The sequence below is a fragment of the Microbacterium sp. AC035 genome, assembly GCF_979258485.1.
In genome coordinates this window covers 2192637-2210189 of sequence record NZ_OZ409858.1, presented here as the reverse complement: position 1 = coordinate 2210189, position 17553 = coordinate 2192637, and the positions used below count along the sequence as shown (strand labels likewise).

The 17553-nt window shown below is 67.8% G+C and carries 16 protein-coding genes; 10 read left to right on the top strand and 6 right to left on the bottom strand.

Features of this window, described 5'->3' with window-relative positions:
* Positions 1 to 56: 56 nt before the first annotated feature.
* Positions 57 to 1484, bottom strand: a complete 1428-nt coding sequence (locus ACZ0AA_RS10760; protein ID WP_400866740.1) for a dicarboxylate/amino acid:cation symporter — start codon at positions 1482 to 1484, stop codon at positions 57 to 59.
* A 145-nt stretch (positions 1485 to 1629) separates the two neighbouring features.
* Positions 1630 to 1968: a hypothetical protein gene (locus ACZ0AA_RS10755; RefSeq protein WP_400866737.1), complete on the bottom strand. Its 339-nt coding sequence runs from the start codon at positions 1966 to 1968 to the stop codon at positions 1630 to 1632.
* Positions 1969 to 2075: 107 nt separating this feature from the next.
* Here ACZ0AA_RS10755 and ACZ0AA_RS10750 point away from each other — a divergent pair, with 107 nt between their 5' ends.
* Positions 2076 to 2438: a YbjQ family protein gene (locus ACZ0AA_RS10750; protein WP_463512877.1), complete on the top strand. Its 363-nt coding sequence runs from the start codon at positions 2076 to 2078 to the stop codon at positions 2436 to 2438.
* A 2-nt stretch (positions 2439 to 2440) separates the two neighbouring features.
* On the opposite strand, the gene ACZ0AA_RS10745 is transcribed toward ACZ0AA_RS10750, so the two are convergent.
* The 3 genes from ACZ0AA_RS10745 to ACZ0AA_RS10735 are packed head-to-tail and all read right to left on the bottom strand — an operon-like array spanning position 2441 to position 3923.
* On the bottom strand, positions 2441 to 2671 hold the full coding sequence (locus ACZ0AA_RS10745; protein ID WP_140038115.1) for a helix-turn-helix domain-containing protein: 231 nt from the start codon (positions 2669 to 2671) through the stop codon (positions 2441 to 2443).
* Complete coding sequence (locus ACZ0AA_RS10740; RefSeq protein ID WP_463512876.1) at positions 2668 to 3303, bottom strand: hypothetical protein; 636 nt, start codon at positions 3301 to 3303, stop codon at positions 2668 to 2670. The genes ACZ0AA_RS10745 and ACZ0AA_RS10740 overlap by 4 nt, the downstream gene beginning before the upstream one ends.
* A complete protein-coding gene (locus ACZ0AA_RS10735; RefSeq protein WP_400866728.1) occupies positions 3303 to 3923 on the bottom strand; it encodes a DUF2975 domain-containing protein in 621 nt (206 codons plus the stop codon). The genes ACZ0AA_RS10740 and ACZ0AA_RS10735 overlap by 1 nt, the downstream gene beginning before the upstream one ends.
* A 227-nt stretch (positions 3924 to 4150) precedes the next feature.
* Here ACZ0AA_RS10735 and ACZ0AA_RS10730 point away from each other — a divergent pair, with 227 nt between their 5' ends.
* From ACZ0AA_RS10730 to ACZ0AA_RS10715, 4 genes are all read left to right on the top strand, one after another.
* Positions 4151 to 6676, top strand: coding sequence for an ATP-dependent Clp protease ATP-binding subunit (locus tag ACZ0AA_RS10730; RefSeq protein WP_400866725.1), 2526 nt, complete (start codon positions 4151 to 4153; stop codon positions 6674 to 6676).
* A 123-nt stretch (positions 6677 to 6799) separates the two neighbouring features.
* On the top strand, positions 6800 to 7303 hold the full coding sequence (locus ACZ0AA_RS10725; protein ID WP_400866722.1) for an amino-acid N-acetyltransferase: 504 nt from the start codon (positions 6800 to 6802) through the stop codon (positions 7301 to 7303).
* 9 nt (positions 7304 to 7312) lie between these two features.
* Entirely contained in the window at positions 7313 to 7972 is a 660-nt protein-coding gene (locus ACZ0AA_RS10720) for a hypothetical protein (RefSeq protein WP_463512875.1), read from the top strand.
* Between the two features lie 279 nt (positions 7973 to 8251).
* Complete coding sequence (locus ACZ0AA_RS10715) at positions 8252 to 8662, top strand: dehydrogenase (RefSeq protein WP_463512874.1); 411 nt, start codon at positions 8252 to 8254, stop codon at positions 8660 to 8662.
* Between the two features lie 678 nt (positions 8663 to 9340).
* Here ACZ0AA_RS10715 and radA read toward each other — a convergent pair.
* The gene (gene radA / locus ACZ0AA_RS10710; RefSeq protein WP_463512873.1) at positions 9341 to 10708 is read right to left on the bottom strand and encodes a DNA repair protein RadA; all 1368 of its coding nucleotides are present in this window, start codon (positions 10706 to 10708) and stop codon (positions 9341 to 9343) included.
* Positions 10709 to 10808: 100 nt separating this feature from the next.
* Here radA and ACZ0AA_RS10705 point away from each other — a divergent pair, with 100 nt between their 5' ends.
* From ACZ0AA_RS10705 to cydC, 5 genes are all read left to right on the top strand, one after another.
* Positions 10809 to 11468 (top strand): helix-turn-helix transcriptional regulator, encoded by a 660-nt coding sequence (locus ACZ0AA_RS10705; RefSeq protein WP_463512872.1) that lies wholly within the window; start codon positions 10809 to 10811, stop codon positions 11466 to 11468.
* Positions 11469 to 11576: 108 nt separating this feature from the next.
* Complete coding sequence (locus ACZ0AA_RS10700; protein WP_400866707.1) at positions 11577 to 12992, top strand: cytochrome ubiquinol oxidase subunit I; 1416 nt, start codon at positions 11577 to 11579, stop codon at positions 12990 to 12992.
* 14 nt (positions 12993 to 13006) lie between these two features.
* Complete coding sequence (cydB, locus tag ACZ0AA_RS10695; RefSeq protein ID WP_400866704.1) at positions 13007 to 14029, top strand: cytochrome d ubiquinol oxidase subunit II; 1023 nt, start codon at positions 13007 to 13009, stop codon at positions 14027 to 14029.
* Between the two features lie 103 nt (positions 14030 to 14132).
* Positions 14133 to 15800 (top strand): thiol reductant ABC exporter subunit CydD, encoded by a 1668-nt coding sequence (cydD, locus tag ACZ0AA_RS10690; protein WP_463512871.1) that lies wholly within the window; start codon positions 14133 to 14135, stop codon positions 15798 to 15800.
* On the top strand, positions 15797 to 17479 hold the full coding sequence (cydC, locus tag ACZ0AA_RS10685) for a thiol reductant ABC exporter subunit CydC (RefSeq protein ID WP_400866698.1): 1683 nt from the start codon (positions 15797 to 15799) through the stop codon (positions 17477 to 17479). The genes cydD and cydC overlap by 4 nt, the downstream gene beginning before the upstream one ends.
* Positions 17480 to 17553 lie beyond the last annotated feature (74 nt).

The window sequence follows — 17553 nt, the reverse complement described above, 5'->3', positions numbered from 1 at the left end:
CAGACGAGCGCCCCGCCCCCGGACGGGGCGAGGCGCTCGATCTGCGTGACGAAAAGTCAGCGGGTGCCGACCGGCTCCTTCTCGGATGCTGCGGCATCCGTCTCGGGGGCGTCGTCGTCACCGGAGTCGTCGGCGAACGGCAGACCCTCACGCGGCGCGTTGTAGAGCTCCTCGTCGAGGATGCCCTCGCGCTTGGCGACGATGGTGGGCACGAGCGCCTGGCCCGCGACGTTCACCGCCGTGCGGCCCATGTCGAGGATCGGGTCGATCGCGAGCAGCAGTCCGACGCCTTCGAGCGGCAGGCCCAGGGTCGACAGCGTCAGCGTGAGCATGACGGTCGCCCCGGTGGTGCCGGCCGTGGCCGCCGAGCCGACGACCGAGACGACGACGATCAGCAGGTACTGCACGAGGTTGAGTTCGATGCCGAAGAACTGCGCGACGAAGATCGCGGCGATGGCCGGGTAGATCGCGGCGCAGCCGTCCATCTTCGTGGTCGCACCGAACGGCACGGCGAACGAGGCGTACGAGCGGGGCACACCGAGGTTGCGCTCGGTGACGCGCTCGGTGAGGGGCAGCGTGCCGATCGACGAGCGGCTGACGAAGGCCAGCTGCACGGCCGGCCACACGCCGGAGAAGTACTGCTTGATCGAGAGACCGTGCGTCTTCACCAGCACCGGGTAGACGACGAACAGCACCAGGGCGAGGCCGACGTAGACGGCGATCGCGAACCAGCCGAGCGAGGCGAGCTTCTCCCAGCCGTACTCGACGACTGCGGCACCGATCAGGCCGAAGGTGCCGAGCGGCGCGATGCGGATGATCCACCACAGCACGCGCTGGATGACCTTGAGCAGCGACTCGGTGAAGGCGAGGAAGGGCTCGGCCTTCTTGCCGGCCTTGAGCGCCGCGATGCCGACGGCGACCGCGATCACGATGACCTGCAGGATGTTGAAGTTGACGCTCGAGGTGAACGTGCCGTCGGTGGCACCCGGGTTGGTGCTGACGCTCAGGCCCAGGAAGTTCTGCGGGATCAGACCCAGGAGGAAGTTCCACCACGTGCCGACCGTGTACGGGTCGCTGGGCTCGAGGCCCTCGCCGGCCCGGTTGCCCGGCTGGATGACCAGGCCGAGCGTGATGCCGATGATCACGGCGATGAATGCCGTGATCGCGAACCACAGCAGGGTCTGACCGGCGAGACGCGCGGCATTCTGCACGCGGCGCAGGTTCGAGATGCTGGCGACGATCGCGGTGAAGATCAGCGGCACGACGGCGGCGCGCAGCAGCGTGACGTACGAGCTGCCGATCGTGTCGAGCGTGGCGGAGAGGCCGTTGGGGCTGTCGGCGGTGGCGCCCAGCTGGCGTGCGATCAGGCCCGCGGCGATGCCGAGGACGAGGGCCGCGAGGATCTGGAAGCCGAACGAGGTCAGCAGCTTCCGGACGGGACCGCGGGTGTCTGGCGCCTTCGTGGGGCGGGCGGTGGTGCTCATTGGATCGGGGACTCCAGAATCGGTGCGCGCCGTGTGCGCGCTATCCGTCCACGCTACGAGTCACGCGCGAAGCCCGAGGCCGAGATGACGAAGGATGACGGATGCCGCAGCATCCGTCATCCTTCGATCGTCGGAGTGGCGCAGGTCAGGCCGCGCACTTCTCGAGGTTGTCCGTCAGGATCTGAGTGGTCAGAGCCTTGTCCTCCTCACTGGACTGCTTGTCCTCGCCGTTGGCGATGTAGGTGAGGGTCTCGTTGCTCAGGTCGGAGTCGACGAGAGCCTCGGCGAAGCAGGTCGCGACATCGTCCGTCACGGCATCGCCGAGGCCCTGGTCCTCGTAGACCTTCTGAATGCCGTCTGCGACATCGTCGACCGCCGGACGGGACGTGCCACCGCAGGCGGCGAGTGAGAAGGCCAGTGCGGCGATGGGAAGAGCCATGAGAATGCGAGAGGGTGTGCGCAGGTTCCGGTCGTTGAGCGTCATGCCGTCGACGCTATCGACCCACAGCGAATCCATAGAAGGGGTTGCGCTGGGCATGGTGTTCGTGATGCATCCTGGCCGCGATCACGACGTTCTGCCACGATGGCCTCATGTTCATGGTGACGACGAACGACATCCCCGGCTACCGCATCACGCAGGTGCTGGGCGAGGTCATGGGCCTGACGGTGCGGTCGACCGACTTCGGGCAGGGCTTCGCGGCCGGGTTCCGCTCGCTCGGCGGTGGAGAGATCCCGGAGTACACGCAAGTCATGTACGAAGCGCGGCAGGTCGTGATGGGCCGCATGTGGGCCGAGGCGCAGCAGCGCGGCGGCAATGCGATCGTCGCGATGCGCTTCGACGCAGGGTCGATCCAGAACTTCACCGAGATCTGCGCCTACGGCACCGCCGTGGTCGTCGAGCCCCTCGCACCCGTGGCCCAGCCGCCGCAGCCTCCGCACTCGCCGCAGGCCTGACGCTACGCCAGCACCAGCAGGTCGCCGACCTCGCATCCGAGGGCGTCGCAGATCGCGCGCAGCGTCGAGTACCTGATCGCCCGCGCGCGGTCGTTCTTCAGCACCGACAGGTTCACGATGCTGACGCCGACGCGTGCGCTAAGCTCGGTCAGCGTCATCCCGCGCTCCGCGAGCAGCTCGTCGAGACGGCAGTGGATGCCGGTGAGCTCGTCGTCGTTCTCGGCCGGGCTCATACGAGACCCCGTGTCTCATTCTCGAGGGCCGCGTTCGTGCGCTGCAGGCGGATGCCCTGCCGGAACGCTGCCGCGATGAGTCCCACCGCGACGCCGGTCGCGAAGATCGGGACGATCGACCAGAACTCGATCGGGTGCACGGGCTCGCCGGAGCCGAGGCCCACCGCAGCGGACACCCCGTTGAGTCCGAGTTTCTCGAGCAGCACGATGAACATCGGAGCGAGCACGAGGGTCCAGCCGATCGCGTCGAAGGCCCGCGCGTTGCCCTTCACGAAGAAGCGTCCGCGGAGGAAGTTCCAGGCGACGAGCATCACGGCGACGATGACGATCAGCGGGGCGAGCGCCCAGAGGACGAGAGAGCCGATGATCGCTGCGGTCGAGGCGGCGTCGACTCCGGTGGCGAACACCATCGCCTGTTGAGCGATCCCTTCGACCGACGCGGCTCCTGAGCCGACAGTCGCGTCGATCGGCTGCTCGTCGATGGGGATGGACCACGCGATGCCCTGGTCTCGGAACGTTCCGAGCACGCGAAGGAGAGTGCTGATCGCGGTCACCACCAGAGCGGCGGCGCCGAACAGGATCACGGTGATCGCATCGGCGGTCTGCGAACGGGTCGCGGTGGGGGTGCTCATCAGACGAGTCCTTCCGTTTCGCGCTGCAGGCGATCGCCGATGGAGAAGACCGTGCCGATGAGCGCGATGACGAATGCTCCGAGGATGAAGGTGAACGGCTCGACGCTCATCACCGCGTTGTCGACGCCGTTGTCGGCGATCCGTGCCACCGTGGCGTTCGCGAGCATGTTGTCGAAGAAGCGCACAGCGGCGAAGCCGACGAGCCCTGCGATACCGGCTGTCGCGACGAGCGCGGTGTTGCGTCGGCTGAACACCCGGTCGGTCAGCACGCTCCGCGCCAGCAGGATCAGGCATCCGATCACGATGACGATCGTGAGGATCTGCGCCACTTGGCCGATGATGCCCGGCACCGCGGCGATCGCCGGCAGCTGAGGCGCGGTGATCACGGCACTGTCGACGCCGACGGGGATGCTGGTGCCAGTGCTCAGCGGCAGGTCGACAGGCGTCTTCGAGCTGATGAACTCGACCAGCACCGGCACATCGACGCCCCGGGCGAGCTCGATGATCCGCATGACCGAGAACACGGTGATGTAGGCGGCGATCAGAGCGCCCGAGATGCAGAAGCCGACCAGAGCTCCGCGGTCGCCGCGGGAGATCGTGCGGTTCTTCGTCGAGGTCATCATCCACTCCTTATCGAGAGTCGTTATTACCGATAATCGTTAACATAACGACTGTCGATAAGTTGGTCAACCCTCACGGCGCGAGAGCGCCGTCACCGGCGGTCACGGCGCTATGCCGACGGCGAACACGGGCATACAGCATCCGCACGGTGGTTACTCTCGATGTACAGGCGCGGAGACCCGTCGAGGACTCAGCGCTTCGCCCCGTGCGAATAAGGAGTCACAGCATGTTCGAGAGATTCACGGACCGAGCCCGTCGAGTGGTCGTCCTCGCCCAAGAAGAGGCGAAGATGCTCAACCACAACTACATCGGCACTGAGCACATCCTGCTCGGCCTCATCCACGAGGGTGAGGGTGTCGCAGCCAAGGCGCTCGAAAGCCTCGGTATCTCCCTTGACGCCGTCCGCGAGCAGGTGCAGGACATCATCGGTCAGGGCCAGCAGCAGCCCACCGGTCACATCCCGTTCACGCCGCGCGCCAAGAAGGTGCTCGAGCTCAGCCTCCGCGAGGCTCTGCAGCTCGGCCACAACTACATCGGCACCGAGCACATCCTGCTCGGTCTCATCCGCGAGGGCGAGGGTGTCGCAGCCCAGGTCCTCGTGAAGCTCGGCGCCGACCTGAACAAGGTCCGCCAGCAGGTCATCCAGCTCCTGTCCGGTGCACCCGGACGCGAGCCGGCAGCCGTCGGCGCGCAGTCGAACGACACCCCGAGCGCCCAGGGCGGCTCGCAGGTGCTCGACCAGTTCGGCCGCAACCTGACGCAGGCCGCACGCGACAACAAGCTCGACCCGGTCATCGGGCGCGAGAAGGAGATCGAGCGGGTCATGCAGATCCTGTCTCGCCGCTCCAAGAACAACCCCGTTCTGATCGGTGAGCCCGGCGTCGGCAAGACCGCCGTCGTCGAGGGCCTCGCGCAGGCGATCGTCAAGGGCGATGTGCCCGAGACGCTCAAGGACAAGCAGCTCTACTCGCTCGACCTCGGCTCGCTCATCGCCGGTTCCCGCTACCGCGGTGACTTCGAAGAGCGCCTGAAGAAGGTCACCAAGGAGATCCGCACGCGCGGCGACATCATCGTCTTCATCGACGAGATCCACACCCTCGTGGGTGCGGGAGCAGCCGAGGGCGCGATCGACGCGGCCAGCATCCTCAAGCCGCTCCTCGCTCGTGGCGAGCTCCAGACCATCGGCGCCACCACGCTCGACGAGTACCGCAAGCACTTCGAGAAGGATGCCGCTCTCGAGCGCCGCTTCCAGTCGATCCAGGTGAACGAGCCGAGCCTCCCTCACACGATCAACATCCTCAAGGGGCTCCGCGACCGGTACGAGGCGCACCACAAGGTGCAGATCACCGACGGCGCGATCGTCGCGGCATCGAACCTCGCCGACCGCTACGTGTCCGACCGGTTCCTGCCCGACAAGGCCATCGACCTGATCGACGAGGCCGGCGCACGCCTGCGCCTCAGCATCCTGTCGAGCCCGCCCGAGCTGCGCGAATTCGACGAGAAGATCGCCAAGGTCCGCGAGCAGAAGGAAGTGGCGTCCGAGGACCAGGACTTCGAGAAGGCCGCATCGCTGCGCGACGAGGAGAAGAGCCTCCTCGCCGAGCGCCTTCGCCTCGAGAAGCAGTGGCGTTCGGGTGACGTCGCGACCGCTGCGGTCGTCGACGAGGGCCTGATCGCCGAGGTGCTCGCACAGGCCACCGGCATCCCGGTCTTCAAGCTGACGGAAGAGGAGTCCTCGCGACTCGTCTTCATGGAGAAGGCGCTGCACCAGCGCGTCATCGGTCAGGAAGAGGCCATCGCGGCGCTCTCCAAGACGATCCGTCGTCAGCGTGCCGGTCTCAAGGACCCGAAGCGTCCCTCGGGCTCGTTCATCTTCGCCGGCCCCACCGGCGTCGGAAAGACCGAGCTCGCCAAGGCGCTCGCGGAGTTCCTGTTCGACGACGAAGCTGCGCTCATCTCGCTCGACATGAGCGAGTTCGGTGAGAAGCACACCGTCTCGCGTCTGTTCGGCGCCCCTCCCGGATTCGTCGGATTCGAAGAGGGCGGCCAGCTCACCGAGAAGGTGCGCCGCAAGCCGTTCAGCGTCGTGCTGTTCGACGAGATCGAGAAGGCGCACCCGGACATCTTCAACTCGCTGCTGCAGATCCTCGAAGAGGGTCGACTGACCGATGGTCAGGGCCGCGTGATCGACTTCAAGAACACCGTCATCATCATGACCACCAACCTCGGTGCTCGTGACATCGCCGGTGGTCCTGTCGGATTCCAGATCGAGGGCGTCAACTCGACGAACTACGACCGGATGAAGGGCAAGGTCAACGAGGAGCTGAAGCGCAACTTCAAGCCCGAGTTCCTCAACCGTGTCGACGACATCATCGTGTTCCCGCAGCTGTCGAAGGACGAGCTCGTGCAGATCGTCGATCTGTTCACGAAGCGTCTGGGCGAGCGTCTGCTCGACCGCGACATGACGATCGAGCTCTCGCAGGCCGCCAAGGAGCGCCTCATCGAGATCGGGTTCGACCCGGCACTCGGTGCCCGTCCGCTGCGTCGCGCGATGCAGCACGAGGTCGAGGACCGTCTGTCCGAGAAGATCCTGCACGGCGAGCTCAACCCGGGCGACCACGTGAAGGTCGACTCGAAGGACGGCGAGTTCCTCTTCGAGCACGGTCCCCGCGGCGAGAAGGTCGCGATCGGCGTCAACACCGGCGGAGCGATCTCCGGCACCCCCGACCTGGCGGTCGCCAGCGGGGAGTGACCTGATCACAGAAGGGGCGGATGCTGCGGCATCCGCCCCTTCTGCGTGATCGGGGGACTCCAGCACTCCGGCATTCCGGGCCCGCTCAGGGTCTCAGGAGGTGACGGGTTCTAGGCTTGATGTGTGAGCGAGTACATCGTCCGGCCGGCGCGCAGCGCCGACATCATCGGCATCCGGAATCTTCTGCAGCCGATGGTCGAGCAGCGCATCCTGCTCGGCAAGGATCTCGCGGTGCTCTACGGCGCGGTGCAGGAGTTCGTCGTCGCCGAAGCAGACGGCGAGCTGATCGGATGCGGTGCTCTGCACGTGTTCTGGGAGGACCTCGGCGAGGTGCGCACCCTCATGGTCCGTGCGGACTGGCTGCACCATGGAGTGGGTGGCGCGATCGTGGGGGCGCTCGAGGAGCACGCGCGCGAGCTCGGCCTCAGTCGACTGTTCTGCCTGACCTTCGAGGTCGAGTTCTTCGGCCGGCGCGGGTATTCGATCATCGGCGAACAGGTCGTCGACCCCGATGTGTATTCGCAGCTGCTGCGCAGTGGTGACGCAGGTGTCGAGGAGTTCCTCGATCTCGCTCACGTCAAGCCGAACACGCTCGGCAACACCAGGATGCTGAAGCGCCTCAACTAACCTGAATTAATGCCCCGTCACTCCGCCGCCGTGTATCGTCGCCGGCGCTTGGCGATCCTCGTCGCGGGGATCCTGGTCGCCGCGGTCATCGGAGTCGCGGTCTGGCTGCTCGTGGCGCGCCCGTGGGCGAATGCTGCCGAGGCGGCGCCGACACCGAGTGCATCGGCGTCGGAATCATCGTCGCCCGATCCCACGGCGCCCGAGTCGCCCGCCGCCGAGTCGCCCTCGCCCGAGGCATCGGCGGAGGAGAGTCCGGGGATCGTCGCGTGCGAGGCCAAGGACGTCGAGGTGGCGGCCGTGACGGATGCCGATTCGTACGATCCCGGGGTGCTGCCGCAGCTGTCGATCTCGCTGACGAACCGCGGGTCGGCCGACTGCGCGATCGACGTGGGGTCGACGACTCAGCGGATGACGGTGTCGAGCGGCACCGATGTCTGGTGGACGTCGACCGACTGCCAGGAGAACCCGAGCAGCATGGTCGCCACGCTCACCGCCGGCGCGACCGTGACGAGCAAGGTGCCGGTCACCTGGGACCGCACGCGCTCGAGCGTCGAGACCTGCGCAGACGAGAATCGTCCGCGCGCGCCCGGGGGTGGAGCCTCGTACCACGTCGCCGTCGAGATCGGTGGCTTCAAAGGTACGACGACGAAGCAGATCCTCCTGTACTGAGGCAAAAACTAGCCAAAGGTCTTGAATACAGTCCTGCACTCAGTTTCGGGTGACACTGCTCATTCTTTGGGATACCATTGGACTGACCCTCGCAGAATTGCGGCGCATGCCATCCCCAGTGGCGTCGAACACAGCGTCCCCAGCGCTTCGACATGCCGCCCGAGGGTCCGAGGGCCCTCTCGAGTACCCCAGTCCCCAATGGATGACTCGAGAGGGCCCCTTTCTTCTCCCGGCTCGGTTTCGGACCGCGCTGCGGCATCCGCTGAATATGCTGGATGCATGGCAGCGAAGAAGTCGAAATCCGCGAAGAGTAAGCCCGCACCCGAGGATTTCCGGTCGGATGCCCTCGCCCAGGCGTTGGAGAAGCAGGACATCGCCGCGGTCGCTCTCGCACTGCGCCACGGCACCACGGTCGTGCCGCTCGTGAAGCCCGGCGCCCGCGACAACCCTCTCGACAGCGGCGAGGTCTGGACCTATCGCGACCCGAAGTCGGGCGATCTGGCGCTGCTGCTCTTCAGCGATGCCAAGAACAAGCCGGCGAATCTGCCCCCGGGGGTGGGGATCTACACCGCGGACTGGTTGCGCAAGTTCCTCGCCGCGCACCCGATCACGACCGTCTTCCTCGACATCGCGGGCCCGCATCCGATGCAGGCCTCGCCCGAGGAACTGCTCAAAGCGCTCGACGCCTGAGTAGCGGCGCGAACTCGCTTGCTCACGCGACCGGTGCGGGTCCCACGGCCCGTGCGGGGTCACTTTCGCACCCGGTGCTCTGCGCGGGGTCACTTTCGCATCCGGATCGCCCGTTTCGGGTGCGGAAGTGGCCCCGCTTGGCGGTGCGGTGCGGAAGTGGCCCCGCTTGACGGTGCGGGGTGAGTGCGCGCTCGGTGCGGGGTTGAAAGCGCACCGGATGCGAGTGTTCGGGCGCGTTCTCGACCCCGATCGGGTTGCGGAGACGATGCGGAATCGCTGTGTGGCCGATACGGGGTCACTTTCGCATCCCAATCGCCCGTTTCGGGTGCGGAAGTGGCCCCGCTTGACGGTGGGGTGCGGAAGTGGCCCCGCTTGACGGGGCGGGGTGAGTGCGCGCTCGGTGCGGGGTTGAAAGTGCACCGGATGCGAGTGTTCGGGCGCGTTCTCGACCCCGATCGGGTTGCGGAGACGATGCGGAATCGCTGTGTGGCCGATGCGGGGTCAGTTTCGCATCCGGATCGCCCGTTTCGGGTGCGGAAGTGGCCCCGCTTGACGGTGCGGTGCGTAAGTGGCCCCGCTTGGCGGTGCGGTGCGGAAGTGGCCCCGCTTGCGGTGCGGTGGGGTGCGGAAGTGGCCCCGAACCGGCTGAGCGCGGGACAGGCGCTCAGCGCCGCGGGCTCAGAACGGGGGGATGTCGGCTTCGCTGCGCCGGGTCGTGTTCCTCGCGCGCACGTCGTTGAGCGCCGCGCGGAGGGTCTTCGAGCGGTCGTCGACCACCTGGTCATAGCCGAGCCGCGCGGCCTCTGACCGGCGCTGCGCCGACTGCGTGACGGGGCGGATCTCGCCCGCCAGGCTGAGCTCGCCGACGGCGGCGACCGTGCGAGGCACCGAGATCTGCTGGATGGACCCTGCCACGGCGATCGCGATCGCCAGATCCGCAGCCGGTTCGGTGAAGCGCACCCCTCCGACGGTCGACACGTAGACGTCGAGCGTGCTCGTCTTGATGCCGGCTCGTCGCTCGAGGATCGCCAGCACCATCGCCACGCGCGAGGAGTCGAGCCCGTGCACGACACGACGGGGATTCGGCGCCGTCGTGTTGATGGTGAGCGCCTGCACCTCGACGGGGAGAGCGCGGCGGCCTTCGAGTGAGATGGCCACGCAGGTGCCGGGCTCCGTGGCTCCCTGCGAGAGGAACAGGCCAGAGGGGTCGGGAACCTCGGAGATTCCCGCACCCGTCATCTCGAAGCATCCGACCTCGTCAGTGGGTCCGAAGCGGTTCTTCAGCGCACGGATGAAGCGCAGCGAGGTCTGTCGATCGCCCTCGAAGTGGCAGACGACATCGACCAGGTGCTCCAGCACACGGGGGCCGGCGACGGTGCCGTCTTTCGTGACGTGGCCGACGAGGATGATGGGCAGTCCGCGGTCTTTCGCGATGCGGATCAGCGTCGCCGCCACCTCGCGCACCTGGCTCGGCTGACCGGCCGCCCCGTCGATGAGCGACGAGGACACGGTCTGCACCGAGTCGACGATGACGAGCTGCGGGGCCACCTCGTCGATGTGCCCGAGGATCGTCGCGAGATCGGTCTCGCTCGCCAGGTAGAGCTCGTCGTGCAGGGCTCCGGTGCGCTCAGCACGCAGGCGCACCTGGGCGGGAGACTCCTCGGCGCTCGCGTAGAGCACGCGACGCCCCGAACGAGCCGCCTGGGCTGCGACCTCGAGCAGCAGCGTCGACTTGCCGACGCCCGGTTCGCCGCTGAGCAGGATCGCCGCACCGGGCACGATGCCCCCGCCGAGCACCCGATCGAACTCGCCGACACCGCTGGTGCGACGGGGAGCGTCTTCGGTGGTGATCTTGGTGATCGGGCGGGCGGCCTTCGCCGCGGTCGGTGCGAGCGGGGTGATGCGGCTCAGGATGCCGGTCTGCGCGCCCTGCTCCTGCACGGTGCCCCACTGCTGGCACTCGGCGCACCGACCCACCCACTTGGCCGTCGTCCATCCGCATTCGGTGCAGACGTACGCGGGAGGGGCGGGTTTTCGGGTGGCCATGCAGCCAGGCTATCGCCGGGATCAGACATCCCTATCGGTTCGGGCATTATTCACGGCCCAACCCCTCGATGTCGCGCAGCGGCCACGGAATACTGGAGTCATGGCCAACGGCGGGCCCGTCTGCGGGCCGATCTCGACCTTCTCGCGAGTGCGGATCCTGCACGCGCTGTTCGAGGGCGGCTCGGCACAGAACGACACCGCCCAGACGCGTGCGGAGCTGACGATCGGTGAGCTGTGCACGGCCACGGGTCTGCATCCCAACACGGTGCGTGAGCACCTGCAGCGGCTGATCGAGGGCGGCTACGTCATCCAGGCCAGCGAGCACCGCACCACCCGCGGCCGTCCGCGCACGCTCTACAGCGCTGCGACGGGTGCGGCGGATGCCTCCAGCCCCATCGCGCGCAACAAGGCGAAGGCGGCCGCCGTCCGCGGCGATCTGCTGCGCCGTGTGCTCCCGGCATCCGCTTCCGCTCTGGGTCGCGACGCGGTCTACCAGCTGGATGCCCTGATCGAACACTTGGAGGAGAGCGGCTTCGAGCCCGTCGTCGATGACGAGCAGCTCACTGTCGATCTCAGCCCGTGCCCGCATGCCGCGGGTCGCGCCGAAGACCGTCCGATGCTGTGCTCCGTGCACCTCGGCCTCATGCAGGGGGTGCTCACCGAAGCCGGTGGGCCGCTCGCCGCCGAGGCCGTGCGCACCTCCGCCATGCCGGCGGACTGCACCGTGCAGCTGCGCCTGACGGAGATGACCGCCGCCTAGGCGAGCATCTGTCTTATTCACGGTCTGCGGCCCATCGGGGGCGGCAGGGCCGTCGTTAGCGTGGCACCGGCGCACAGAAGAACAAGGGCATCGAAGAAGGAGTGGCACATGGAATGGCTAGACCCGCTGGTCCTGTCTCGATGGCAGTTCGGTCTGACGACCGTCTATCACTACCTGTTCGTGCCGCTGACGATCGGCATGGCGCTCGTCGCGGCGATCTTCCAGACCGCGTGGGTGCGCACCGGCAAGGTGCAGTACCTGCACCTCACGCGCTTCTTCGGCAAGATCTTCCTGATCAACTTCGCCATGGGCGTCGTCACGGGGATCGTGCAGGAGTTCCAGTTCGGCATGAACTGGTCGGACTACTCGCGCTTCGTCGGTGACGTCTTCGGCGCCCCGCTCGCCTTCGAGGGACTGCTGGCGTTCTTCTTCGAGGCGACGTTCATCGGTCTCTGGATCTTCGGCTGGGACAAGCTGCCGCAGAAGCTGCACCTCGCCACGATCTGGTGCGTCTCGATCGGCAGCATCCTGTCGGCGTACTTCATCATCGCCGCGAACGCCTTCATGCAGAACCCGGTCGGCTACGTCTTCAACCCCGAGACCAACCGCGCCGAGCTCACCGACTTCTGGGCGCTGCTGACCAACCCGGTCGCGCTCGCCGCCTTCCCGCACACGATCTTCGGTGCGCTGATGTTCGCCGCCGGTGTCGTGATCTCGGTCTCGGCCTGGCACCTGGCACGCGGCCAGCACTTCGACACCATGCGCATCTCGCTGAAGTTCGGGCTGTGGGCGATGATCGTCTCGACCGCCGGCGTCGTGCTCACCGGCGACCAGCTGGGCCTCGCGATGTACGCCGCGCAGCCGATGAAGATGGCGGCCGCCGAGGCGACGTTCAATACGGTGTGCGGGCCGGATGCCTCCTTCAGCCTCTTCACGCTGGGCACCCCCGACGGCAGCTCCGAGCTGTTCTCGATCCGCGTGCCGTACCTGCTGTCGCTGCTGTCGACCCACACGTTCGACGCGTGCGTGCACGGCATCAACGACCTCAACGCCGAGTACGCCACGACCTTCGCCGACACCGGTCTCACCGAGTTCGCCCCGATCCTCTGGGTCACGTACTGGGCGTTCCGCTGGATGATCGGCCTCGGCATGGCCGCAGCGCTCGTCGCGGTCGTCGGTCTCTGGGTCACCCGCAAGGGCGCCAAGAACCCGCCCGCACCGTGGATGTGGAAGCTCGCGATCTGGTCGTTCCCGCTCGCGCTCGTCGCCAACATCATGGGCTGGGTCTTCACCGAGATGGGCAGGCAGCCCTGGATCGTCTTCGGACTCATGACCACGCAGGACGGCGTCTCGCCGGGGGTCAGCGGGCTCGAAGTCCTCATCTCGCTGATCGCCTTCACCGCGATCTATGCCGCGCTCGCCGTGGTCGAGATCCGCCTCATCATCCGCGCGGCTCAGAAGGGTCCGGACACCGAAGAGCAGCCCCACGAGGAGACGGCCCAGCTGCCGTCCGTCGTGTACTGAGAAAGGGAACAGTCATGGAATACATGTGGTTCTGGATCGTCGCCTTCCTCTTCGTCGGCTACTTCGTGCTCGACGGGTTCGACTTCGGCGTGGGCATGTCGCTGCCGTTCCTCGGTAAGAACGACGTCTCGCGTCGCCAGGTGATCAACACGATCGGCCCGATCTGGGATCTCAACGAGACCTGGGTCATCGTCGCGGGCGCTTGCCTGTTCGCGTCGTTCCCCGAGTGGTACGCGACGCTGTTCAGCGGGTTCTACCTTCCGCTGCTGCTGATCCTGCTCGCGCTGATCCTGCGAGGGGTGTCGTTCGAGTACCGGCATCAGCGCGAGTCGGCGAAGTGGAAGCGCGGCTTCGACCGGATGATCGTGATCGGCTCGGCCGTGCCGGCGCTGCTCTGGGGCGTCGCCTTCGGCAACATCGTGCAGGGGGTGGCGATCAACGAGAACCACATCTACGTGGGCGGTTTCTTCGCGCTGCTGAACCCGTATGCGCTGCTCGTCGGCGTCACCACGCTGCTGCTGTTCTTCCTGCACGGCGTGCTGTTCGTCTCGCTCAAGACCGATGGACAGGTGCACACTGATGCCCGTCGCCTGGTCAAGCTCGCTGCGGGCCCCACCGTGCTCGCCGCTGCCGGCACCGTGATCTGGACGATCGGCATCGCCTGGGATCGGGAGGCCCCTCTGCTGCTGATGGTCGTCGGATGCGGACTCGTCGCCGCGCTCGCCCTCATCGGCTCGGTCGTCTTCTCGATGCGTGGCCGCGACGGGCGGGCCTTCACGGCGGGCGCTGTGACCGTGGCATCCGCTGTCGTGATGCTGTTCGCGGCGCTGTTCCCCTACGTGATGCCGTCGACGATCGACCCGGCGTTCAGCCTCACGATCGAGAACGCATCGAGCACGCCGTATACGCTGACGATCATGAGTTGGACCGCCCTGATCGCCCTGCCGCTCGTGCTGGCGTACCAGACGTGGACCTACTGGATCTTCCGCAAGCGGGTCACCCGCAGCTCGATCGAGGGGGCTCCGGCGCACGCGTGAGCTCGCCCACATCGCACAACATGCCCCGGATCGCACACGTTCTCACCGATTCGGTGTGCAGACCGGGGCATCGTGTGCGCCCTGACTCGGGCGGAGTCGACGCATGAAGCCGGTCGACATCCGCCTGCTGCGCTATGCGAGCGCCGCCCGCGGATTCCTGCTGCTGTCGGGCGCGATCGGCGTCGTGCAGACGGCCGTGACCATCGCCTTCGCCTGGATGCTGACGGATGCCGTCACCGGCGTGCTCGCCGGGCGCGACGTCACGGCATCCCTGCTGTGGCTGCTCGGGCTCGCGGCGCTGCGTGGGGTGCTGATCGCCGCCTCGGATGCCGCCGGAACCCGTGCGGCAGCCAAGACGGGGATGCAGCTGCGCGCCGCGCTGATCGCCGCGGTCGGCCGCCGCGGACCGGGCTGGCTCGCGCAGCGCAACCAGGCCCAGCTCGCCGTCACTGCGGGCCACGGGCTCGAAGCTCTCGACGCGTACTTCGCGCGGTACATCCCGCAGCTCGTGCTGACAGTCGTCGCGACGCCCGTGCTGGTCGCGGTGATGTGGTGGCAGGACTGGCCGAGCGGGCTCACCGCGCTGATCACCCTGCCGCTGATCCCGCTCTTCCTGATCCTGATCGGCATCGCCACCCGCACGGTGCAGCGCTCGCAGTGGCAGACGCTGCAGCGCCTCGCGGCGCGGTTCGCCGACACCGTGCAGGGGCTCTCGACGCTGCGTCTGTTCGGTCGCGAGCGTCGTGCCGCCGCTCAGATCGAGCACACCGCAGACGAGTATCGCCGCGAGACCATGAAGGTGCTGCGGTTCTCCTTCCTCTCCGGGTTCGCGATGGAGCTGCTCGCCTCGCTCGCCGTGGCGCTGATCGCGGTGGCCGTCGGATTCCGGCTGCTGTCCGGCGACCTGTCGCTCGAGGTCGGATTGTTCGTCCTGCTGCTCGCCCCCGAGGCCTTCCTGCCGATCCGCCAGGTGGGCGTGCAGTTCCACGCCGCGTCAGAGGGCGTCGCGGCGACGGAAGACGTGTTCGAGGTGCTGGATTCGGCCGAGGCTCGAGCGGTCTCGCTCCATAACTCCGGAGATCCGGCGACGGTCGGGCTGGATCCTGCTGATCCGGCCGGTTCTCCGGATGGATCTCCGGAGTTGTGGAGCACGAACCCGCGAGACCTGGTCGTCTCCGACCTGCGGGTGCGCGATCTGCCCCCGGTCTCGTTCACCGCGACCCCCGGAACCGTCACCCTGATCGAGGGACCGAGTGGCGCGGGCAAGTCGAGTCTGCTCGCGGCGCTGCGCGGTGCGGTCGAGTTCGAGGGGGCCGCCACTGTCGGCGACGTCGATGTGCGCGAGCTCGCGACGTCGGAGTGGCTGGCCTGGAGCGGACAGCGGCCCCAACTCAGCCGCGGCACGATCGCCGCGAACGTGGCGCTGAGCGATCCTGCCCCGGATGTGGACGGCATCCGCCGAGCGCTCGATGACGCGTGCGCGAACGATCTCGACCCGGAGCTCGAGCTGGGCGTGCAGGGGAGTGGGCTCTCTGGTGGCCAGGCGCAACGGGTCGCGGTCGCCCGAGCGCTTTATCGGCATTCCAGCCGCCGCGACGCCGTGCTGGCGCTCGACGAGCCGTCCAGTGCGCTCGACCCCGACACCGAAGAACGGCTCTGGGCATCGCTGCGCGCCCGGGCGGATGCCGGTGCCACCGTTCTCCTCGTCTCGCACCGCCGCTCGGCCAGGGCTATCGCCGACAGGGTGATCGAGCTGGGGGTGAGGGTATGAGCGCGAATTCCACCGCGGGCACCTCGGCGCGCATCCGCGGCATCCTCCGTCTGGCGCAGCCGCCTGTGCGGCGATTCCTCCCCGGGCTGATCTGGGGCTTCCTCTCGGCGGGGGCTGCGGTGAGCCTGCTCGCCGTGAGCGGCTGGCTGATCGTCAGCGCGTCGATCGTCGACTCGCTCGTGCCGCTGTCGATCGCTGTGGTGGGTGTGCGGTTCTTCGCCGTGTCACGCGCGGTGACGAGATACCTCGAGCGGCTGAGCGGACATGACGCGGCGCTGCGTCAGTTGGCCTCGACGCGTGCCGACATGGTGCGGCGGCTGACCCCGCTGTCGCCCGCCGGTCTCGGACGCACCGACCACGGCCGGGTGCTCTCGGCACTCGTCGACGACGTCGAGAACCTGCAGAACCTGCCGCTGCGCGTCGTGCAACCGCTCGCAGTCTCAGGGCTCGTCGCGCTCGGTGCGGTCGGGTTCCTGCTGTTCGTGTCGGTGCCTGCGGCACTGACCCTCGCGGTGTGCCTGGTGCTCGCCGCGGCCGCGGCCGTCGGCCTGGGGTGGGTGTTCGGCTCGCGTGCCGAGGCCGCCGTGTCACGCCGCCGGGGAGACCTCTCGGCCGCTCTGACCGACTACTTCGGCACGCTCGACGTGCTGCTCGCCTACGGGGCGGAACCACAGGCGCGCGAGCGCGTGCGGCAGGCGGATGCCGAACTGCGCCGCGCCGTGAGCACAGCATCCCTCGCCCAGGCGATCGCGGCAGGAGTCGTGTCGGCTGCGGCCGGTGTCGCTTCGGTGTGGGCGCTCGCTGTCGCGGCCCCGGGGCTGACCACCGGCGTGATCGACGGACCCTGGCTCGCGGTCGCCGTGCTGGTGCCCATGGTCGTGTTCGAGGTCTTCGGCGCAGTGCCGATCGCCGCGGCATCCTGGCGGAGCGTGCGGTCGAGCGCCGAGCGCATCGTCGAGGTGCTGCCCTCGCAGGTGCCGACCGAGCTGCGGTCGGACGAGGGTGATGATGCGGAGATCGTCGGCGTTCCGACTCTGCGGCTCAGGGGTGTGCGCGCATGGTGGCCGGGCGGATCGCCCGCTCTGCGGGGGGTCGACCTCGACCTGCATCCGGGTGAGCGCGTTCTGGTATCGGGTCCGAGCGGTGCGGGCAAGAGCTCGCTGGCCGCGGCGCTCGTCGGATTCCTGCGCGTCGAGGGTGAGTATTCCGTCGGCGGCATGGATGCTGCGGCACTGTCGGGCCCGGCGCTGCGCCGCACGATCGGACTGTGCGAGCAGAGCCCGCAGCTGTTCGACGAGGACATCCGGCAGAACCTGTTGTTCGCGAAGGACGACGCGACAGATGACGAGCTGCTCGCGGTGCTGCACCGCGTCGGGCTCGGAACCTGGGTGCGCGAGCGCGGTGGACTGGACGCGCGGGTCGGCGACCGTGGCGGACTGGTCTCGGGCGGTCAGGCGCAGCGCATCGCCCTGGCGCGGGCGCTGCTGCGAGGATTCCCGGTGCTGGTGCTCGACGAGCCCACCGCCGGCGTCGATCCCGACGCCTCCGATGCGCTGCTGCGAGACCTGCTGCAGGCGGCAGGGGATCAGTCGGTGCTGCTGATCTCGCACGTGGCCCCGCCCGCGGGAACCGTCGACCGGGTCGTCCGGTTGGAAGACGGGCGCACGGTTTCGGCGTAGTCGGGCGACTGTACGGGGTCGGGGTGTCTTCGCCGGGCACCGTTTCAGATGCCGTGCCGGCGCTCCGTGGCATC